Origin of the sequence: Streptomyces sp. 147326, from assembly GCF_045000215.1 — a bacterium.
Taxonomy (GTDB): domain Bacteria; phylum Actinomycetota; class Actinomycetes; order Streptomycetales; family Streptomycetaceae; genus Streptomyces.
In genome coordinates this window covers 5,923,513-5,937,861 of sequence record NZ_CP134201.1, presented here as the reverse complement: position 1 = coordinate 5,937,861, position 14,349 = coordinate 5,923,513, and the positions used below count along the sequence as shown (strand labels likewise).

General features: G+C 70.7%; 15 protein-coding genes. 8 read left to right on the top strand and 7 right to left on the bottom strand.

Going from position 1 to position 14,349, the window contains the following annotated elements; genetic code table 11:
* The first annotated feature begins 93 nt into the window (after nt 1-93).
* Genes RIU97_RS27160 through RIU97_RS27145 form a run of 4 tightly spaced genes read left to right on the top strand, consistent with a single transcriptional unit; the run spans nt 94 to nt 3,235 of the window.
* Complete coding sequence (locus tag RIU97_RS27160) at nt 94-1,068, top strand: metal ABC transporter substrate-binding protein (RefSeq protein WP_404960194.1); 975 nt, start codon at nt 94-96, stop codon at nt 1,066-1,068.
* A gap of 29 nt (nt 1,069-1,097) precedes the next feature.
* On the top strand, nt 1,098-1,889 hold the full coding sequence (locus tag RIU97_RS27155) for a metal ABC transporter ATP-binding protein (protein WP_404960193.1): 792 nt from the start codon (nt 1,098-1,100) through the stop codon (nt 1,887-1,889).
* The gene (locus RIU97_RS27150) at nt 1,889-2,752 is read left to right on the top strand and encodes a metal ABC transporter permease (RefSeq protein ID WP_404960192.1); all 864 of its coding nucleotides are present in this window, start codon (nt 1,889-1,891) and stop codon (nt 2,750-2,752) included. The genes RIU97_RS27155 and RIU97_RS27150 overlap by 1 nt, the downstream gene beginning before the upstream one ends.
* Before the next feature lie 51 nt (nt 2,753-2,803).
* Nucleotides 2,804-3,235, top strand: a complete 432-nt coding sequence (locus RIU97_RS27145) for a transcriptional repressor (RefSeq protein WP_362812206.1) — start codon at nt 2,804-2,806, stop codon at nt 3,233-3,235.
* A 38-nt stretch (nt 3,236-3,273) separates the two neighbouring features.
* Here RIU97_RS27145 and RIU97_RS27140 read toward each other — a convergent pair whose 3' ends face one another.
* The 5 genes from RIU97_RS27140 to RIU97_RS27120 form a co-directional block, all read right to left on the bottom strand.
* Nucleotides 3,274-3,840, bottom strand: coding sequence for a YcxB family protein (locus RIU97_RS27140; protein ID WP_404960191.1), 567 nt, complete (start codon nt 3,838-3,840; stop codon nt 3,274-3,276).
* Nucleotides 3,841-3,862: 22 nt separating this feature from the next.
* Nucleotides 3,863-4,681 carry an isoprenyl transferase gene (locus RIU97_RS27135; protein ID WP_404960190.1) on the bottom strand — a complete coding sequence of 273 codons (819 nt, stop codon included), beginning with the start codon at nt 4,679-4,681 and terminating at the stop codon, nt 3,863-3,865.
* Between the two features lie 11 nt (nt 4,682-4,692).
* Nucleotides 4,693-5,439 carry a DNA repair protein RecO gene (gene recO / locus RIU97_RS27130; RefSeq protein ID WP_351598787.1) on the bottom strand — a complete coding sequence of 249 codons (747 nt, stop codon included), beginning with the start codon at nt 5,437-5,439 and terminating at the stop codon, nt 4,693-4,695.
* Nucleotides 5,440-5,563: 124 nt separating this feature from the next.
* Nucleotides 5,564-7,057 carry a nucleobase:cation symporter-2 family protein gene (locus tag RIU97_RS27125; RefSeq protein ID WP_404960189.1) on the bottom strand — a complete coding sequence of 498 codons (1,494 nt, stop codon included), beginning with the start codon at nt 7,055-7,057 and terminating at the stop codon, nt 5,564-5,566.
* A 570-nt stretch (nt 7,058-7,627) separates the two neighbouring features.
* Nucleotides 7,628-8,209 carry a TetR/AcrR family transcriptional regulator gene (locus RIU97_RS27120; protein WP_404960188.1) on the bottom strand — a complete coding sequence of 194 codons (582 nt, stop codon included), beginning with the start codon at nt 8,207-8,209 and terminating at the stop codon, nt 7,628-7,630.
* A 55-nt stretch (nt 8,210-8,264) separates the two neighbouring features.
* On the opposite strand from RIU97_RS27120, the gene RIU97_RS27115 reads away from it, so the two are divergent.
* Entirely contained in the window at nt 8,265-9,128 is an 864-nt protein-coding gene (locus tag RIU97_RS27115; protein WP_404960187.1) for an alpha/beta fold hydrolase, read from the top strand.
* Here the strand turns inward: RIU97_RS27115 and RIU97_RS27110 are convergent.
* Nucleotides 9,125-9,820, bottom strand: coding sequence for a TerB family tellurite resistance protein (locus RIU97_RS27110; RefSeq protein WP_327413949.1), 696 nt, complete (start codon nt 9,818-9,820; stop codon nt 9,125-9,127). The genes RIU97_RS27115 and RIU97_RS27110 overlap by 4 nt on opposite strands.
* Before the next feature lie 214 nt (nt 9,821-10,034).
* On the opposite strand from RIU97_RS27110, the gene RIU97_RS27105 reads away from it, so the two are divergent.
* Nucleotides 10,035-10,793, top strand: a complete 759-nt coding sequence (locus tag RIU97_RS27105) for an SDR family NAD(P)-dependent oxidoreductase (protein WP_404960184.1) — start codon at nt 10,035-10,037, stop codon at nt 10,791-10,793.
* 73 nt (nt 10,794-10,866) lie between these two features.
* Here RIU97_RS27105 and leuA read toward each other — a convergent pair whose 3' ends face one another.
* Nucleotides 10,867-12,630, bottom strand: a complete 1,764-nt coding sequence (gene leuA, locus RIU97_RS27100; RefSeq protein ID WP_404960183.1) for a 2-isopropylmalate synthase — start codon at nt 12,628-12,630, stop codon at nt 10,867-10,869.
* A gap of 366 nt (nt 12,631-12,996) precedes the next feature.
* Between leuA and RIU97_RS27095 the strand changes: the two genes are divergently transcribed.
* Together RIU97_RS27095 and RIU97_RS27090 are read left to right on the top strand one after the other, a co-directional pair.
* A complete protein-coding gene (locus RIU97_RS27095) occupies nt 12,997-14,070 on the top strand; it encodes a M4 family metallopeptidase (RefSeq protein ID WP_404960182.1) in 1,074 nt (357 codons plus the stop codon).
* Nucleotides 14,071-14,079: 9 nt separating this feature from the next.
* Nucleotides 14,080-14,349, top strand: a complete 270-nt coding sequence (locus RIU97_RS27090; RefSeq protein ID WP_361761361.1) for a protealysin inhibitor emfourin — start codon at nt 14,080-14,082, stop codon at nt 14,347-14,349.

Here is a 14,349-nt window from a genome sequence, read left to right as displayed (position 1 = left end):
CCTTTCAAATCGGATCCCCCTCCACGGCCGCCCGCCCGGCCTCCCCACCAGCGTTTTTGACAATCGTTTCCATTTTTGATGAAAATGGATGTCATGAACGTACGACGCCTCATACCCGCCGCCGCCCTCGCCGGAGCCGTCGCCCTCGGCGCCACGGCCCTCACCGCCTGCTCCGGAGCCGGCGCCACCGGCAGCAAGGACGGCAAGCTCGCCGTGGCGGCGTCGTTCTATCCGATGCAGTTCCTCGCCGAGCAGATCGGCAAGGACCACGTGAAGGTCAACGGCCTGACCAAACCGGGCGTCGAACCGCACGACCTGGAGATCACCCCGCGCCAGACCGCGCAGCTCGGCGAGGCCGACGTGATCCTCTACCTCAAGACCCTGCAGCCCGCCGTCGACAAGGCCGTCGCCCAGTCCGGCGTGAAGAACGTCGTCGACGCCGCGACCCTCACCACGCTGGAGGCCCACGCCGCCTCCGGCCACGACCACGGCGCCGGGGAGGGCCACGCCGAGGGCGAGGGCCACGACCACAGCCACGGCGAGGCCGGCACGGACCCGCACGTCTGGCTCGACCCCGCCAAGTACGCGGAGATCGCCAAGGGTGTCGGCGCGGCCCTGGAGAAGGCCGACCCGAACAACGCGGCGGACTACAAGAAGAACACCGACGAGCTGGTCGGCGAACTGACCGCGCTGGACACCGAGTTCAAGGACGGCTTGAAGAACACGGCCTCCCGGACCTTCATCACCACCCACTCCGCCTTCGGCTACCTCGCCGAGCGCTACGGCCTGGACCAGGAGGGCATCTCCGGCGTCGACCCCGAGTCCGAGCCGAGCCCGGCCCGGATGAAGGAGCTCCAGGAGGTCGCGAAGAAGGAGAATGTCTCCACCGTGTTCTTCGAGACCCTGGCCAGCGACAAGACCGCCGAGGTCCTCGCCACGGACACCGGCCTGAAGACCGACGTCCTCGACCCGCTCGAGGGAATCACCGACAAGTCCCAGGGCGCTGACTACTTCGAGGTCATGCGGTCCAACCTGAAGAACCTCCAGAAGGCACTCGGTAGCAAGTGATGGCAGCAGCAGCAACGGAGGCGCGAGCCATGCAGTCCATGCCCCGCCCGGCGGACGACCAGGCCGTCATATCCCTGCGCGGGGCCACGGCCTCGCTCGGCTCGCGCCCCGTGCTGCGCGGGATCGACCTCACCGTCCACCGCGGCGAGGTCGTCGCCCTGCTCGGCGCCAACGGCTCCGGCAAGTCCACGGCCGTCCGCGCCGTGGTGGGCCAGGTCCCGCTGACCGACGGCGACCTGTCCCTCTTCGGAACGGAATTCAAGCGCTTCCGGGACTGGTCGCGCATCGGGTACGTCCCGCAGCGCACCACGGCCGCCGGCGGGGTCCCCGCCACCGTCCGCGAGGTCGTCTCCTCCGGCCGGCTGGCCCGCTCCCGCTTCGGGCTCCTGCGCAAGGCCGACAAGGCCGCCGTCCAGCGCGCCCTGGCCCTCGTCGACATGGAGTCGCACGCCGACGCCTCGGTCGACGCCCTCTCCGGCGGTCAGCACCAGCGCGTCCTCATAGCCCGGGCACTCGCCGTCGAACCCGAGCTGCTGATCATGGACGAACCGATGGCGGGCGTGGACCTCGCCAACCAGGAGGTCCTCGCGCACGCCCTGCGCGAGCAGGTCGCCGCCGGCTCCACCGTCCTGCTCGTCCTGCACGAGCTGGGCCCGCTGGAGCCCCTGATCGACCGCGCCGTCGTCCTGCGCGACGGCTGCGTCGTCCACGACGGACCGCCCCCGGAGGCCGTGGGCCAGCACGCCCTGCCCGGCCACGACCACGTACACCCCCACGCGGCGCACGACGCCGGGCCCCTGCGGACGGGACTGCTGAGCTGATGGACATCCTCGACTACGCCTTCATGCAGCGGGCCCTGATCGCCGCCGCGCTGGTCGGCATCACGGCCCCCGCCATCGGCACGTACCTCGTCCAGCGCCGCCAGGCGCTCATGGGCGACGGTCTCGGCCACGTCGCCATGACCGGCGTCGCCCTCGGCCTCGTGCTCCACACCAGCCCGGTCTGGATGGCCACCCTCGTCTCCGTCCTCGGCGCCGTCGGCATGGAGCTGATCCGCGCCCGGGGCAGGACCAGCGGGGACGTGGCCCTGGCCATGCTCTTCTACGGCGGCCTCGCCGGCGGCGTCATGATCATCAACCTCGGGGGCGGCCAGACGGCCAGCCTCCTGGGCTCCATGTTCGGCTCGATCACCACGGTCGCCGCCGAGGACGTGACCGCGATGGCGATCCTCGCCGCGTTCGTCCTCGCCGTCGCCATCGGCCTGCGCAGGCAGCTCTTCGCCGTCTGCCAGGACGAGGAGTTCGCCCGGGTCACCGGCCTGCCCGTGCGCGCCCTGAACCTGCTGATCGCCGTCACCGCGGCGGTCACCGTCACCGTCGCCATGCGCATCGTCGGCCTGCTGCTGGTCAGCGCCATGCTGGTGATCCCGGTCGCCGCCGCCCAGCGGCTCACCCGCAGTTTCGCCACCACCCTGGGCCTGGCCATGGCCATCAGCGTCGGCGTCTCCCTGACCGGCACGGCCGCCACCTACTACATGGACGTGCCCTCGGGCGCGACGATCGTCCTGCTCGCGATCGGCGTCTTCATGGTGCTGACGGCCCTCTCCGCACCCTTGGCCCGGCGCCGGGCCAAGGCGGCCCGCGCCGCCGAAGAGGTGTGCACGCGGGACGACGTAAAGGTCTAGGGGCCTCGACCGCCTGGCACAATGGCGGCAGGCCGATACGAGGAGGAACCGGTGGCGACTGCGCCTGGCGAGATGAATACCGCGCCAGTACGAGGGCGATCCACCCGGCAGCGGGCGGCCGTGGCCGCGGCGCTGGACGAGGTGGACGAGTTCCGCAGCGCCCAGGAACTCCACGACATGCTCAAGCACCGTGGCGATTCCGTGGGCCTGACCACCGTCTACCGCACCCTCCAGTCCCTCGCGGACGCCGGCGAGGTCGACGTCCTGCGGACCAGCGACGGCGAGTCCGTCTACCGCCGCTGCTCCACCGGGGACCACCACCACCACCTGGTCTGCCGCAAGTGCGGCAAGGCGGTCGAGGTGGAGGGCCCGGCCGTGGAGAAGTGGGCGGAGTCCATCGCGGCCGAGCACGGCTACGTGAACGTGGCCCACACGGTGGAGATCTTCGGCACCTGCGCCGACTGCGCCGCCGCCCAGCCGTAGCGGGAGCCGCCCCCGGCGGGGCGGCCGCAGGCCCCGGCCTAGATCCGCTCCAGCTTCCCGTCCAGGAGCGCCCGCAATACGTCCTGCTCCCCGGGGACCGCGAGGCCCCGCTTGGGGAGCAGCGCCCCGCCGAGCACCCGCTTGTCGCCGGTGAAGACCATGAAGGTCGCGGGGGTCTCCACGTAGCCCGACAGCGCGCTCCAGCGCAGGTGCGTGGAGCCCTGCGCGCAGTCGACGGTGACGCCCTCGGCGTCGACGACCGTCCGGCACTCCCCCGCCGCCGCCAGCAGCCCGCGGGTCGACCGGGCCATGAACCGGTGGCCGAACAGCGCGAACGCCCAGCCGAAGAGGCCCACCGCCGTCAGCGCCACGGCGGACCCGGACGACCCGCCGTCCAGCGCGACGAGGGCCGCGGCGTACCCGGGCCCCACCAGACCGATGAGGAAGAACGGCAGACGCTGGCGACGGCCCGCCTTCGACCGGCCGCAGGCCCGCAGGCCCTCCGCCATGTCGGCGACGGTCGGCGTGTAGCGGAGCTCGACCGCATGCCCTCCCGACGCCGACTCGTGTATCCGGTACAGCTGATCTCCGCCCATGTCGTCCATGAGCGGGGATCTTAGCGGCGGATCAGGCCGAGCTCTCGGGCTGGTTGGGGACGGCGCCGCCGAAGCGGCGGTCGCGCTGGGCGTACTCCAGGCAGGCCGCCCAGAGGTTGCGCCGGTCGAAGTCCGGCCACAGGACGTCCTGGAAGACCATCTCGGCGTACGCGCTCTGCCAGAGCAGGTAGTTGGAGGTGCGCTGCTCCCCGCTCGGGCGCAGGAACAGGTCCACGTCCGGCATGTCCGGGTAGTACATGTACTTCGCGAAGGTCTTCTCGTTGACCTTCGACGGGTCCAGCCGGCCGGCCGCCACGTCGCGGGCGATCGCCTGCGCTGCGTCCGCGATCTCGGCGCGGCCGCCGTAGTTCACGCAGAAGTACAGGGTCATGGCGTCGTTGTCGACGGTCTGCTCCTGCGCGACCTGGAGCTCCTGGACGACCGACTTCCACATCTTCGGCATGCGGCCGACCCAGCGGATGCGGATGCCCAGCTCGTTCATCTCGTCACGGCGGCGCCGGATGACGTCGCGGTTGAAGTTCATCAGGAAGCGGACCTCGTCGGGGGAGCGCTTCCAGTTCTCCGTCGAGAAGGCGTACAGGGAGAGGTTCTTGACGCCCATCTCCAGGCAGCCCTTGAGCACGTCGAGCACAACGCCCTCGCCGACCTTGTGGCCCTCGGTGCGCGGCAGACCGCGCTCCTTGGCCCAGCGGCCGTTGCCGTCCATGACGACCGCGACGTGGTTCGGGACGAGCTCGCCGGGGATCTTCGGCGGGACCGCACCGGAGGGGTGCGGTTCGGGAACCTTGTACTCGCGGCGAGAGCGCCCCAGAATCCCGCGTCGTGCCATGTGCCCAGCTCCTATTTCTCGACGTATCGCAGGGAGCGTAGCCCGCGCTCCAGATGCCAGTGCAGATAGGCGGAGACCAGCCCGCTGCCCTCCCGCACGTGACGCGCCTCGCACGCGTCGGCATGCCCCCAGTCGCCCGTCAGCAGGGCGCTGAGCAGGGCGATGGCCTCAGACGAGGGTACGACGCTGCCGGGCACCCGGCAGTCCCCGCATATGACCCCGCCCGCGGCGACGGAGAAGTGCCGGTTGGGGCCGTGGATCCCGCACTTCGCGCAGTCGTCGAAGCTGGGCGCGTAGCCGTTGACGGCGAGGGAGCGCAGCAGGAAGGCGTCGAGGATGAGGTTCGGTTCGTGTTCGCCGCGCGAGAGCGTGCGCAGGGCGCCGACGAGCAGCAGGTACTGCTGCACGGAGGGTTCGCCCTCGTTCTCGGTGAACCGCTCGGCGGTCTCCAGCATCGCGGTGCCGGCGGTGTAGCGGGCGTAGTCGGTGACGATTCCGTTGCCGTACGGGGCGATGATCTGGGTCTGGGTGCAGAGCGGGAGGCTGCGGCCGATCAGTTCGCTGCCTCGGGCAAAGAACTGCACGTCGGCGTGGGAGAAAGGTTCCAGCCCGGCGCCGAACTTGGACTTCGTACGCCGGACCCCGCGGGCGACGGCCCGCACCCGGCCGTGGCCCCGGGTCAGCAGCGTGATGATGCGGTCCGCCTCACCCAGCTTCTGGGTGCGCAGCACGATGCCGTCGTCGCGGAACAGACTCATGCGCCCATTGTCGCCTGTGCGGGCACCCGCGCGGGGACAGCAATGGCCCCTCGCCCGGACCGGGGGCCCTCCCAGCGGCAGCTGGGGGACGGTCCGGGCGAGGGGCCACCACCCCTTGGGAGGATCAGCCGGCGGAGGACGTCTCCGCGTCGTCCGCCTTCTCGGCGCCGGCCGGGGCGGCCACCGGCTGGGCGGGCAGCTCGGCCTTGGGGGCGTCGGAGGCCTTGGGGGCGTCGGAGGCGTCCGGGGCGCCGTGGGCGTCGTCCTTGGCCAGGCCGTTGAAGACCAGGTTGAGGACGATGGCGGCCGTGGCACCGAGGGTGACGCCGCTGTTGAGGAGCGAGGCGAGGTCCGCGTCCATGTACTTGGTGAAGAACACCGGGACGGTCGCGGGGAGCAGGGCGAAGGCGAGGGAGACGCCGACGATCAGCGCGTTCTTCTCCTCCTTGAGGTCCACCTTGGCCAGGGTCTGGATACCGGCCAGGGCGACCATGGCGAACATGACGGTCGCGGCGCCGCCGAGGACTCCGTGCGGGACGGCGGCGACGATCGCGGCGGCCTTGGGCAGCAGACCCAGGATGATCATGAACACACCGGCGGCGACGACCACGAACCGGCTCTTCACCTTCGTCATCCGCACCAGGCCGACGTTCTCGGCGAAGGCGACGTACGGGAAGGAGTTGAGGACACCGCCGAGGGCGGTGGCGGCGCCGTCGGCCCGCAGGGCGCGGGCCACGGTCTCGCTGTCGACGTCCTTGCCGACGATGTCGCCGACGGCGTAGGTGTCACCGGTCGTCTCGACCATGGTGATCAGCATGACGATGAGCATCAGGACGATCGGGAACCACTCGAACTTCGGGACGCCGAAGTGGAACGGGGTGGTGACTCCGACCCAGTCGGACTTGCTCACGTCGCCGAACTTCGCGTCCCCGAGGAGGAAGGCGACCGCGGTGCCGACCACCAGGCCGAGCAGGATGGAGATGCTGGAGAGGAACTGCTTGCCGAGCTTCATCAGGATCAGGATGAAGAGCATCGTGCCGCCGGCGTAGGCGAAGTTCTTCGGGTCCCCGAAGTCGGGGCTGCCGAGGCCGCCGGCCGCGTCGTTGAGACCGACCGGGATCAGGACGATGCCCAGCACCGTGATGACCGTGCCGGTGACGACCGGCGGGAACAGCCGCATGACCGTCCGGAACGCCTTGGCGGGCAGCCAGGCGAAGGCGAAGGTGGCGATGCCGGCGGTGATGACCGCGCCGTAGATGACCAGCAGGGCGGCGGTTCCGCCGCCCGCGCCGAGGCCGATGGCGATCATCGGCGACACGGCGGTGAAGGTCACGCCCTGGATCAGCGGCAGGCGCGCACCGATCCGGCCGATGCCCCAGGCCTGGATGATCGAGGCGATGCCACAGGTGAAGAGGTCCGCGTTGATCAGGTAGACCAGCTGTTCAGGGCTCAGCTTCAGCGCGTTGCCGACGATGATCGGGACGATCACCGCGCCGGCGTAGAAGGCGAGTACGTGCTGGAAGCCGTACAGCGCGAGCTTGGGGAGGGGGAGCACCTCGTCGACCGGGTGCGTGCTCCGCTCTCCATCGGTGGAAAGCCGGGCGGCGACACGTGCCATCTCTGCCTTGCCCTTCAAAAGGTAGGTAACTGAGAGGAATCTCTGCTTATCCCTGGCCGGAGTGGGTCGCTATCCCGTTTTCCGCCAGGGTTGTCAGTACGTTCACGCGAATCGAAGCCCGACCGTGTTACCGGCCGCGTCTCCCCGTGTGACCGGAATTGAACGCCTGTGGGGACGCTCACAGATATCGTCGACTTCCACAAAGTGTTGAGGCCTGGCGATCTTCGCTTTGGAGGGTTCTCCCATGGCCCACCAAGCATCGGCGGAGTATGGCCAGATTCTGCCGAGATGTCAGCTCCTGATGCGCGACTGCGAATACCGCCCGCCGTGACCAGCAGGCGCATGGATCACGTCATTCCGTGGCGCAAATCTGAGCGCACGATTCCGGCCACTCGATTGGGTGATCCACCGAGCGCGGAGGGTGCGCCTCCATGCATTGCACGAGCGCCGGCGGAACTCGGTTCACGTGCGCGAGGCCGGATCGTTACCTGAATTCGCCGCAGTTCGTACGGATTCCGGTATGAGTTGTACGTTTTCCGGGACATGCTCCCCCCGCGAGAGGAGAAGGGGTCAATTCCGGAGCGCCGCCGACACGATCGCGGCAGCCGCCGAAGCCGCCGTGAGCACCGGCTCCGGGGAACGGTTCGCGCGGCCGAGCATGAAGGCCCCCTCCAGGAGGGCGATCACCGAGGTCGCCGTGGCCCGCGCGGAGTCGATGCCGCGGGAGGCGTAGAAGACGGCCAGGGCGTCGATCCAGGAGGCGAACACCTCCGCCGTGGCCATCCGCAGCCCCTCGTGCGTACTGGCCACCTCCAGCGCGACCGTGGCGATGGGGCACGGGTCGGCGAAGTCCAGCGACTCCAGGGTCGCGGCCGCGCCCAGGAAAGCCTCACGGGTGGCCTCCACGGGACCGGGCGCCGCGCCCTCGCCGAACAGCTCCCCGATCAGGGCGAGATAGGCCGCCCCCGAGGTGCGGACGACCTCCTCCCCCAGCTGGGCCTTGCCGCCCGGGAAGAAGTGGTAGGCGGATCCGTACGGGGCCTCGGCCGTCGCCACGATCTGCTTCATGCCGGTGGCCGCGTAGCCCTGGCGCCGGAACAGCTCGGTCGCCGCGGTGAGGATGCGGCCTCTGGTATCGCCTGTCGTCGTCATCACGACTAGCCTCTCACTAGATCGGTCTATCTAGAACCTGTCCAGTGGGGGAAGCGTGCCTGCCATCGAACTCACCTCGGGTGTCATCGACTACACCGACACCGGCGCGGACCCTGCGCGCCAGACCGTCGTCCTCGTCCACGGGCTCGGCTTCGACGAGTCCCTCTGGCAGCCCGTCGTGGCGGACCTGCGCGCGGACTTCCGCGTCGTCGTCCCCGTCCTGCCCCTCGGCAGCCACCGCCGCGCCATGCGCCCGGGCGCCGACCTGTCCGCCCACGGGATCGCCGCCCTGCTCGCCGAGTTCATGGACCGCCTCGACCTGCGTGCGGTCACCCTCGTCCAGAACGACGCCGGCACCGCCCAGCTCCTCGTCGGCGACCACGACGACCGCATCGGCCGCCTGGTCCTCACCTCCTGCGAGGCGCTCGACAACTACCCGCCGGGCGTCCAGGGCCGGACCCTCCAGGCCGCCGCCCGCGTCCCGGGCGGGCTCTTCCTGCTCCTGCAGTCCTTCCGGTCGCCCTTCCTCGCCGGCCTGCAGAGCTCGCTGGGCGGCATGGCCAAGCGGCCGATCCCGCACGAACTCGTCCGCCGCTGGTACCGCCCGCTGCTGACCGACCCCGCCGTCCGCCGCGACTTCACCGCGTTCCTGCGCAGCACCCGCAAGGACACGTACCTGCGGGCCGCCGAGCGGCTGCGCGCCTTCGACCGTCCGGCCCTGGTCGCCTGGGGAGCGGAGGATCGCATGATGCCGCCCGAGACCGGCTGCCGGCTCGCAGGTCTGCTGCCGCACGGCCGGTACGAGGAGATCCCCGACGCCCGCACCCTGATCCCGCTGGACAACCCGGCGGGCCTCTGCACGGCCCTGCGCCGGTTCATCGCACAGACGCCCCCGGCCGGGGCCGGGGACGCCCCCTAGGGGGCGCGCACCGCCGACAGCAGCCGCTCCACCTCGTCCGCGTCGATGCGCAGCGCCGCGCCGACGGTGGCGAGCACCTCGCGCTCGGCCGGGGTGTACGGGCCGTCCGCGAGCGCGATACGGGCGCCCTGCAGCAGGATCGACTCACGGCCCGGGCCCGCCAGGTGCGGGGCCAGCGGCTCCAGGGCCTCGTGGAGCTCTATCGACAGCGCGGCCCCGCAGCACTCCGGTACGTCGTACAGCCCGAGCCGGCCCTCGTCGGTGGACAGGGCCTCCACGAGGGACTCCAGCTGTTCCTCGGTGCAGTCCGGGAAGCCCGCGGCCCGTACGGCGCCCACCGCGGCCTCCAGCGCGCTGCGCGAGGCCGTCCCGCCCGCGGTCAGCACGGCCAGCGCGACGGTGTGCACGGCGTCGCGCAGCAGGGCCGTGAAGCGGGTGGTGGTGAGGTGGTCCAGGACGTCGGTGTCGAAGCGGGCGCGGCAGCCCTGGCACTCGACGACGGGCCCCGCCTGCCCGCGCGGCAGCAGCGGCACCCCCACGACGGTGAACCGGCGGCGCCCGGTGCGCCGGCGGTAGTTGCGGTCTCCACCGCAGGCGGGGCAGAAGAACTCCCCGTCGCCCACGGTGCTCCAGGTGGTACGGATGCCCCAGACCGTCAGCTTCCGGCCGTCCCCACCCCGAACTGGCAGCACGTCGCACCTCCGTAACTCCCCGTCGCCCCGCGGGCACGGGAGGGACCCCCACGGCAGCATCGCCGGGTTGGCGTGATGTTAGCCACATCGGTGAGGATGCGTCAGTCGTGTGACAAGACAACATGTGCCGGGGCGCGCACTTGGCCGATCTGCGCCCCCACGTCCGCCCCTGCCCTCCCCGTGCCCCCATCGCGCTCCCCCTAAGGTCGGCCGCATGAACGAGAAGTCCTGTCTGGTGACCGGCGCCGCGAGCGGGATCGGCCGGGCCACCGCCGTGCTGCTGGCCCGCTCCGGGGCCAGGGTCACCGCGGCCGATATCAACGGCCCCGGGGTGGAGTCCCTGCGTACGGAACTGGCCGCCGAGGGGTACGCCGTCACGGCGGTCGCCGGTGACGTGTCCGACCCGGAGGCCAACCGCGCGATGGTCGCCGCCGCCGTCGAGGCGTACGGGCGCCTCGACGTCGCCGTGGCGAACGCCGGAGTCCTCCCCCTTTCGGACGTACGGGAGACCAGTCCGGAGGACTGGGACCACGTCATGGCCGTCGACGGCCGGGGAATGTTCCTGACCTGCAAGTACGCCATCGAGGCGATGACGGCGCAGCCACGGCCCGGCGGGGCGCTGGTCTGCGTGTCCTCGATCTCAGGGGTGGCCGGGCAGGCGCGCCAGGCGGCGTACGGACCGGCGAAGTTCGTCGCCTCGGGGCTGACCAAGCACCTCGCGGTGGAGTGGGCCGCGCGCGGGATCCGGGTCAACGCGGTGGCACCGGGGACCATCCGTACGGAGCGGGTGGTCGCGCTGAAGGACGAGCCGGGCGGGCCGGAGTACCTGGAGGAGATCGCGGGGGCGCACCCGATGGGCCGGCTCGGCGAGCCGGAGGAGGTGGCCCGGGTCATCGCCTTCCTGGCCTCCGACGCGGCCTCGTTCGTGACGGGCGTGGTGCTCCCGGTGGACGGCGGCTACCTGGCCCGCTGAGCGGGGCACGACGCGGCCCCGCCCCTCCGGGAGGAGGGACGGGGCACACGTACGGGCGATGGGCTCCGGGGGATCAGCGGCCCGCTCGGTTGACGGCGGAGATGACCGCCTTCAGGGAGGCGCGGGTGGTGTTGGCGTCGATGCCGATGCCCCACAGGACGCGGCCGTCGATCGCGCACTCGATGTACGAGGCGGCCACGGCGGAGGCGCCCTCGCTCATGGTGTGCTCGGTGTAGTCCAGCAGGCGGGCGTCGATGCCGATGCCGGCCAGCGCGTCGAAGAAGGCCGAGATCGGGCCGTTGCCGGTACCGGCCAGGACCATCTCCACGCCGTCCACGACCGCCTCGACGGTCAGCGTGTCCGTGCCGTCCTTGTCGGTGGCCGTCGAACCGGAGCGCAGCTGGATCCGGCCCCACGGGTTCTCCGGGTTGGGCAGGTACTCGTCCTGGAAGACCGACCAGATCGCCTTCGGCGTGACCTCGCCGCCCTCGGCGTCGGTCTTGGCCTGGATGATCCGGGAGAACTCGATCTGCATGCGGCGCGGCAGGTCCAGCTTGTGGTCGTTCTTCAGGACGTACGCGATGCCGCCCTTGCCGGACTGCGAGTTGACCCGGATGACCGCCTCGTAGGAGCGGCCGACGTCCTTCGGGTCGATGGGCAGGTACGGGACCGCCCACTCGATGTCGTCGACGGTCTTGCCCTGGGCGGCCGCGTCGGCCTCCATGGCGTCGAAGCCCTTCTTGATGGCGTCCTGGTGGGAGCCGGAGAAGGCGGTGTAGACCAGGTCGCCCGCGTAGGGGTGGCGCGGGTGGACCTCCATCTGGTTGCAGTACTCGCTGGTGCGACGGATCTCGTCGATCTGCGAGAAGTCGATCTGCGGGTCGATGCCCTGGGAGAACAGGTTCATGCCCAGCGTGATCAGGTCGACGTTGCCGGTGCGCTCGCCCTGCCCGAACAGGCAGCCCTCGATGCGGTCGGCGCCGGCCATCAGGGCCAGCTCGGCGGCGGCGACGGCGGTGCCGCGGTCGTTGTGCGGGTGCACGGAGATGCAGACGTGCTCGCGGCGGGTCAGGTTGCGGGCCATCCACTCGAAGCGGTCCGCGTGCGTGGACGGCGTCGAGCGCTCCACGGTCGCGGGCAGGTTCAGGATGATCTCGCGGCCCTCGGCCGGCTGCCAGACGTCGCAGACGGCCTCGCAGACCTCCAGGGCGAAGTCCAGCTCGGTGTCGGTGAAGATCTCCGGGCTGTACTGGTAGCCGAAGGTGGTCTCCGGGCCCAGCAGCTTCTCGGCGTACTCCATGACCAGGCGGGTGCCGTCGACGGCGATCTGCTTGATCTGCTCCTTGGAGCCGCGGAAGACGACCCGGCGGAAGGTGGGCGCGGTCGCGTTGTAGAGGTGCACGGTGGCGCGCTTGGCGCCGGCCAGGGACTCCACGGTCCGCTCGATCAGGTCCTCGCGGGCCTGGGTCAGTACGGAGATGGTGACGTCGTCCGGGATCGCGCCCTCTTCGATGATGGAGCGCACGAAGGCGAAGTCGGTCTCGCCGGAGGACGGGAAGCCGACCTCGATCTCCTTGTAGCCCATGCGCACCAGCAGGTCGAACATCTCGCGCTTGCGGGCGGGCGTCATCGGGTCGATCAGCGACTGGTTGCCGTCACGCAGGTCGGTGGACAGCCAGCGGGGAGCCTTGGTGACGCGGGCATCGGGCCAGGTGCGGTCCGGGATGTCCACCTGCTCGTACGCGCCGTACTTGTGGATCGGCATCCCGGAGGACTTCTGGGAGTGGGTCGCGTTGGTGATGGGCGTGGGGCGACCGACAAAAGGCTGCTGGCTCATGGCGTTGGGCTCCTCGCGTGTCCGCGTGTAGTTCGCTGGGACGGCCGACGGCGGTCGTAAAAACCGCAACACCAAACTCCGCGGGGAGGGGGCCGGCCTACGACTACAGACCCTCGCCGCGGCAGCTAAGGAGAAGCAGCCCGAAACGCATGATGGGCCGAGCCTAGCCGAGCCGCGCGGTGATGCGAGGACCTGTTTCAGTATGCAAGACCCTGCCGTCCGATTTGCACCAAATGTGAGCTAAGCCTCTTTCGAAGCGTCCGGGTCGGGGCGATCCGTCAATCCGGCGCCGCCGCTTTCAGACAAGCGAATGAATCATGGTCGCAGGTAGTGACACCGCCATGACCCACTGCCACATTGCCGGGCATGGATGCCTCCCACGCTCACCGCCACCCCGTCTTCTGCACCGTCGTGCCGCCGCACCTCCTCGACAAGGCCGCCCTGTCCGGGGACTCGCGGCGCGCCGATCTCGCCCAGCGCACCCTCGAACGCGACTCCCTCCTGCGCACCCGGCGCCGGGTCACCGCCGTCCGCGGGATCGTGCCCGCCCTCGGTGCGCCGGCTTCCGACGAACCGGACCGGACGCTCTACGACGCCCAGCACCGTACGCAGCTGCCCGGGAAGAAGGTCCGGGGGGAGGGCGACCCGCTGAGCAAGGACGCCACCGTCAACCGCGCCTACGCGGGGCTCGGGGCGACGTACGACCTGTTCCTGAAGGGCTTCGGGCGGCGCTCGATCGACGATGCCGGGCTGCCGCTGGACGCGACCGTCCACTACGACGAGGACTACAACAACGCCTTCTGGGACGGGCAGCAGATGGTCTTCGGTGACGGGGACGGGGACCTCTTCCTCGACTTCACCGTGTCGGTGGACGTCATCGGGCACGAGCTGACCCACGGGGTCACCCAGTACTCGGCGAACCTGAGGTACCGCGGGCAGTCGGGCGCCCTCAACGAGTCGATGTCGGACGTCTTCGGGTCGCTGATCAAGCAGTACTCGCTGGAGCAGACGGCCGACCAGGCCGACTGGCTGATCGGGGCCGGCCTGCTGGGCCCCAGCGTGACCGGGGTCGCGCTGCGCTCGATGAAGGCGCCGGGGACCGCGTACGACGACGACGAGCTCGGCAAGGACCCGCAGCCCGCCACGATGGACGACTACGTGAACACCCACAGCGACAACGGCGGGGTCCACATCAACTCCGGCATCCCCAACCACGCCTTCTACATCGTGGCGACCGAGCTGGGCGGCAAGGCCTGGGAGCGGGCCGGGCAGATCTGGTACGACACCCTGACCGGCGGGGAGCTCGCCTCGAACGCCGACTTCGAGGACTTCGCCCGGCTCTCGACGGCGGCGGCCGTGAGCCGGTACGGGGACGGCGGCGCGGAGCACCAGGCCCTGCAGAAGGCGTGGTCCGCGGTGGGCGTCCCGCTCGCGGGGTAGATCGCTCCCATGCGCATTCAGGTGGTACGGACGGGCGGCTTCGCGGGCATCGAGCGCCGGGCCGAGGTGGACACCTCGGGCCGGCCGGACGAGGACGAGTGGCGGGCCCTGGCCCAGCTCGCGCTGCGGCCCGGTCCGCCGAGCGATCCGGCGGACCGGGTGCGGGACGGGTTCTCGTACCGGATCACGGTGGACGGTCGGACGGTCTCCTGCGCCGAGCCGGGCCTGTCGGAGGCGCAGCGGACGCTGATCTCGCGGGTCCTGAAAGAAGGTGCCTGA

Coding starts and splice junctions, on each gene's coding strand:
- RIU97_RS27160 (WP_404960194.1), top strand. CDS start 94: ATGAACGTACGACGCCTCATACCCGCCGCCGCCCTCGCCGGAGCCGTC.
- RIU97_RS27155 (WP_404960193.1), top strand. CDS start 1,098: ATGCAGTCCATGCCCCGCCCGGCGGACGACCAGGCCGTCATATCCCTG.
- RIU97_RS27150 (WP_404960192.1), top strand. CDS start 1,889: ATGGACATCCTCGACTACGCCTTCATGCAGCGGGCCCTGATCGCCGCC.
- RIU97_RS27140 (WP_404960191.1), bottom strand. CDS start 3,840: ATGGACGACATGGGCGGAGATCAGCTGTACCGGATACACGAGTCGGCG.
- RIU97_RS27135 (WP_404960190.1), bottom strand. CDS start 4,681: ATGGCACGACGCGGGATTCTGGGGCGCTCTCGCCGCGAGTACAAGGTT.
- recO (WP_351598787.1), bottom strand. CDS start 5,439: ATGAGTCTGTTCCGCGACGACGGCATCGTGCTGCGCACCCAGAAGCTG.
- RIU97_RS27125 (WP_404960189.1), bottom strand. CDS start 7,057: ATGGCACGTGTCGCCGCCCGGCTTTCCACCGATGGAGAGCGGAGCACG.
- RIU97_RS27120 (WP_404960188.1), bottom strand. CDS start 8,209: ATGACGACGACAGGCGATACCAGAGGCCGCATCCTCACCGCGGCGACC.
- RIU97_RS27105 (WP_404960184.1), top strand. CDS start 10,035: ATGAACGAGAAGTCCTGTCTGGTGACCGGCGCCGCGAGCGGGATCGGC.
- leuA (WP_404960183.1), bottom strand. CDS start 12,630: ATGAGCCAGCAGCCTTTTGTCGGTCGCCCCACGCCCATCACCAACGCG.
- RIU97_RS27095 (WP_404960182.1), top strand. CDS start 12,997: ATGGATGCCTCCCACGCTCACCGCCACCCCGTCTTCTGCACCGTCGTG.
- RIU97_RS27090 (WP_361761361.1), top strand. CDS start 14,080: ATGCGCATTCAGGTGGTACGGACGGGCGGCTTCGCGGGCATCGAGCGC.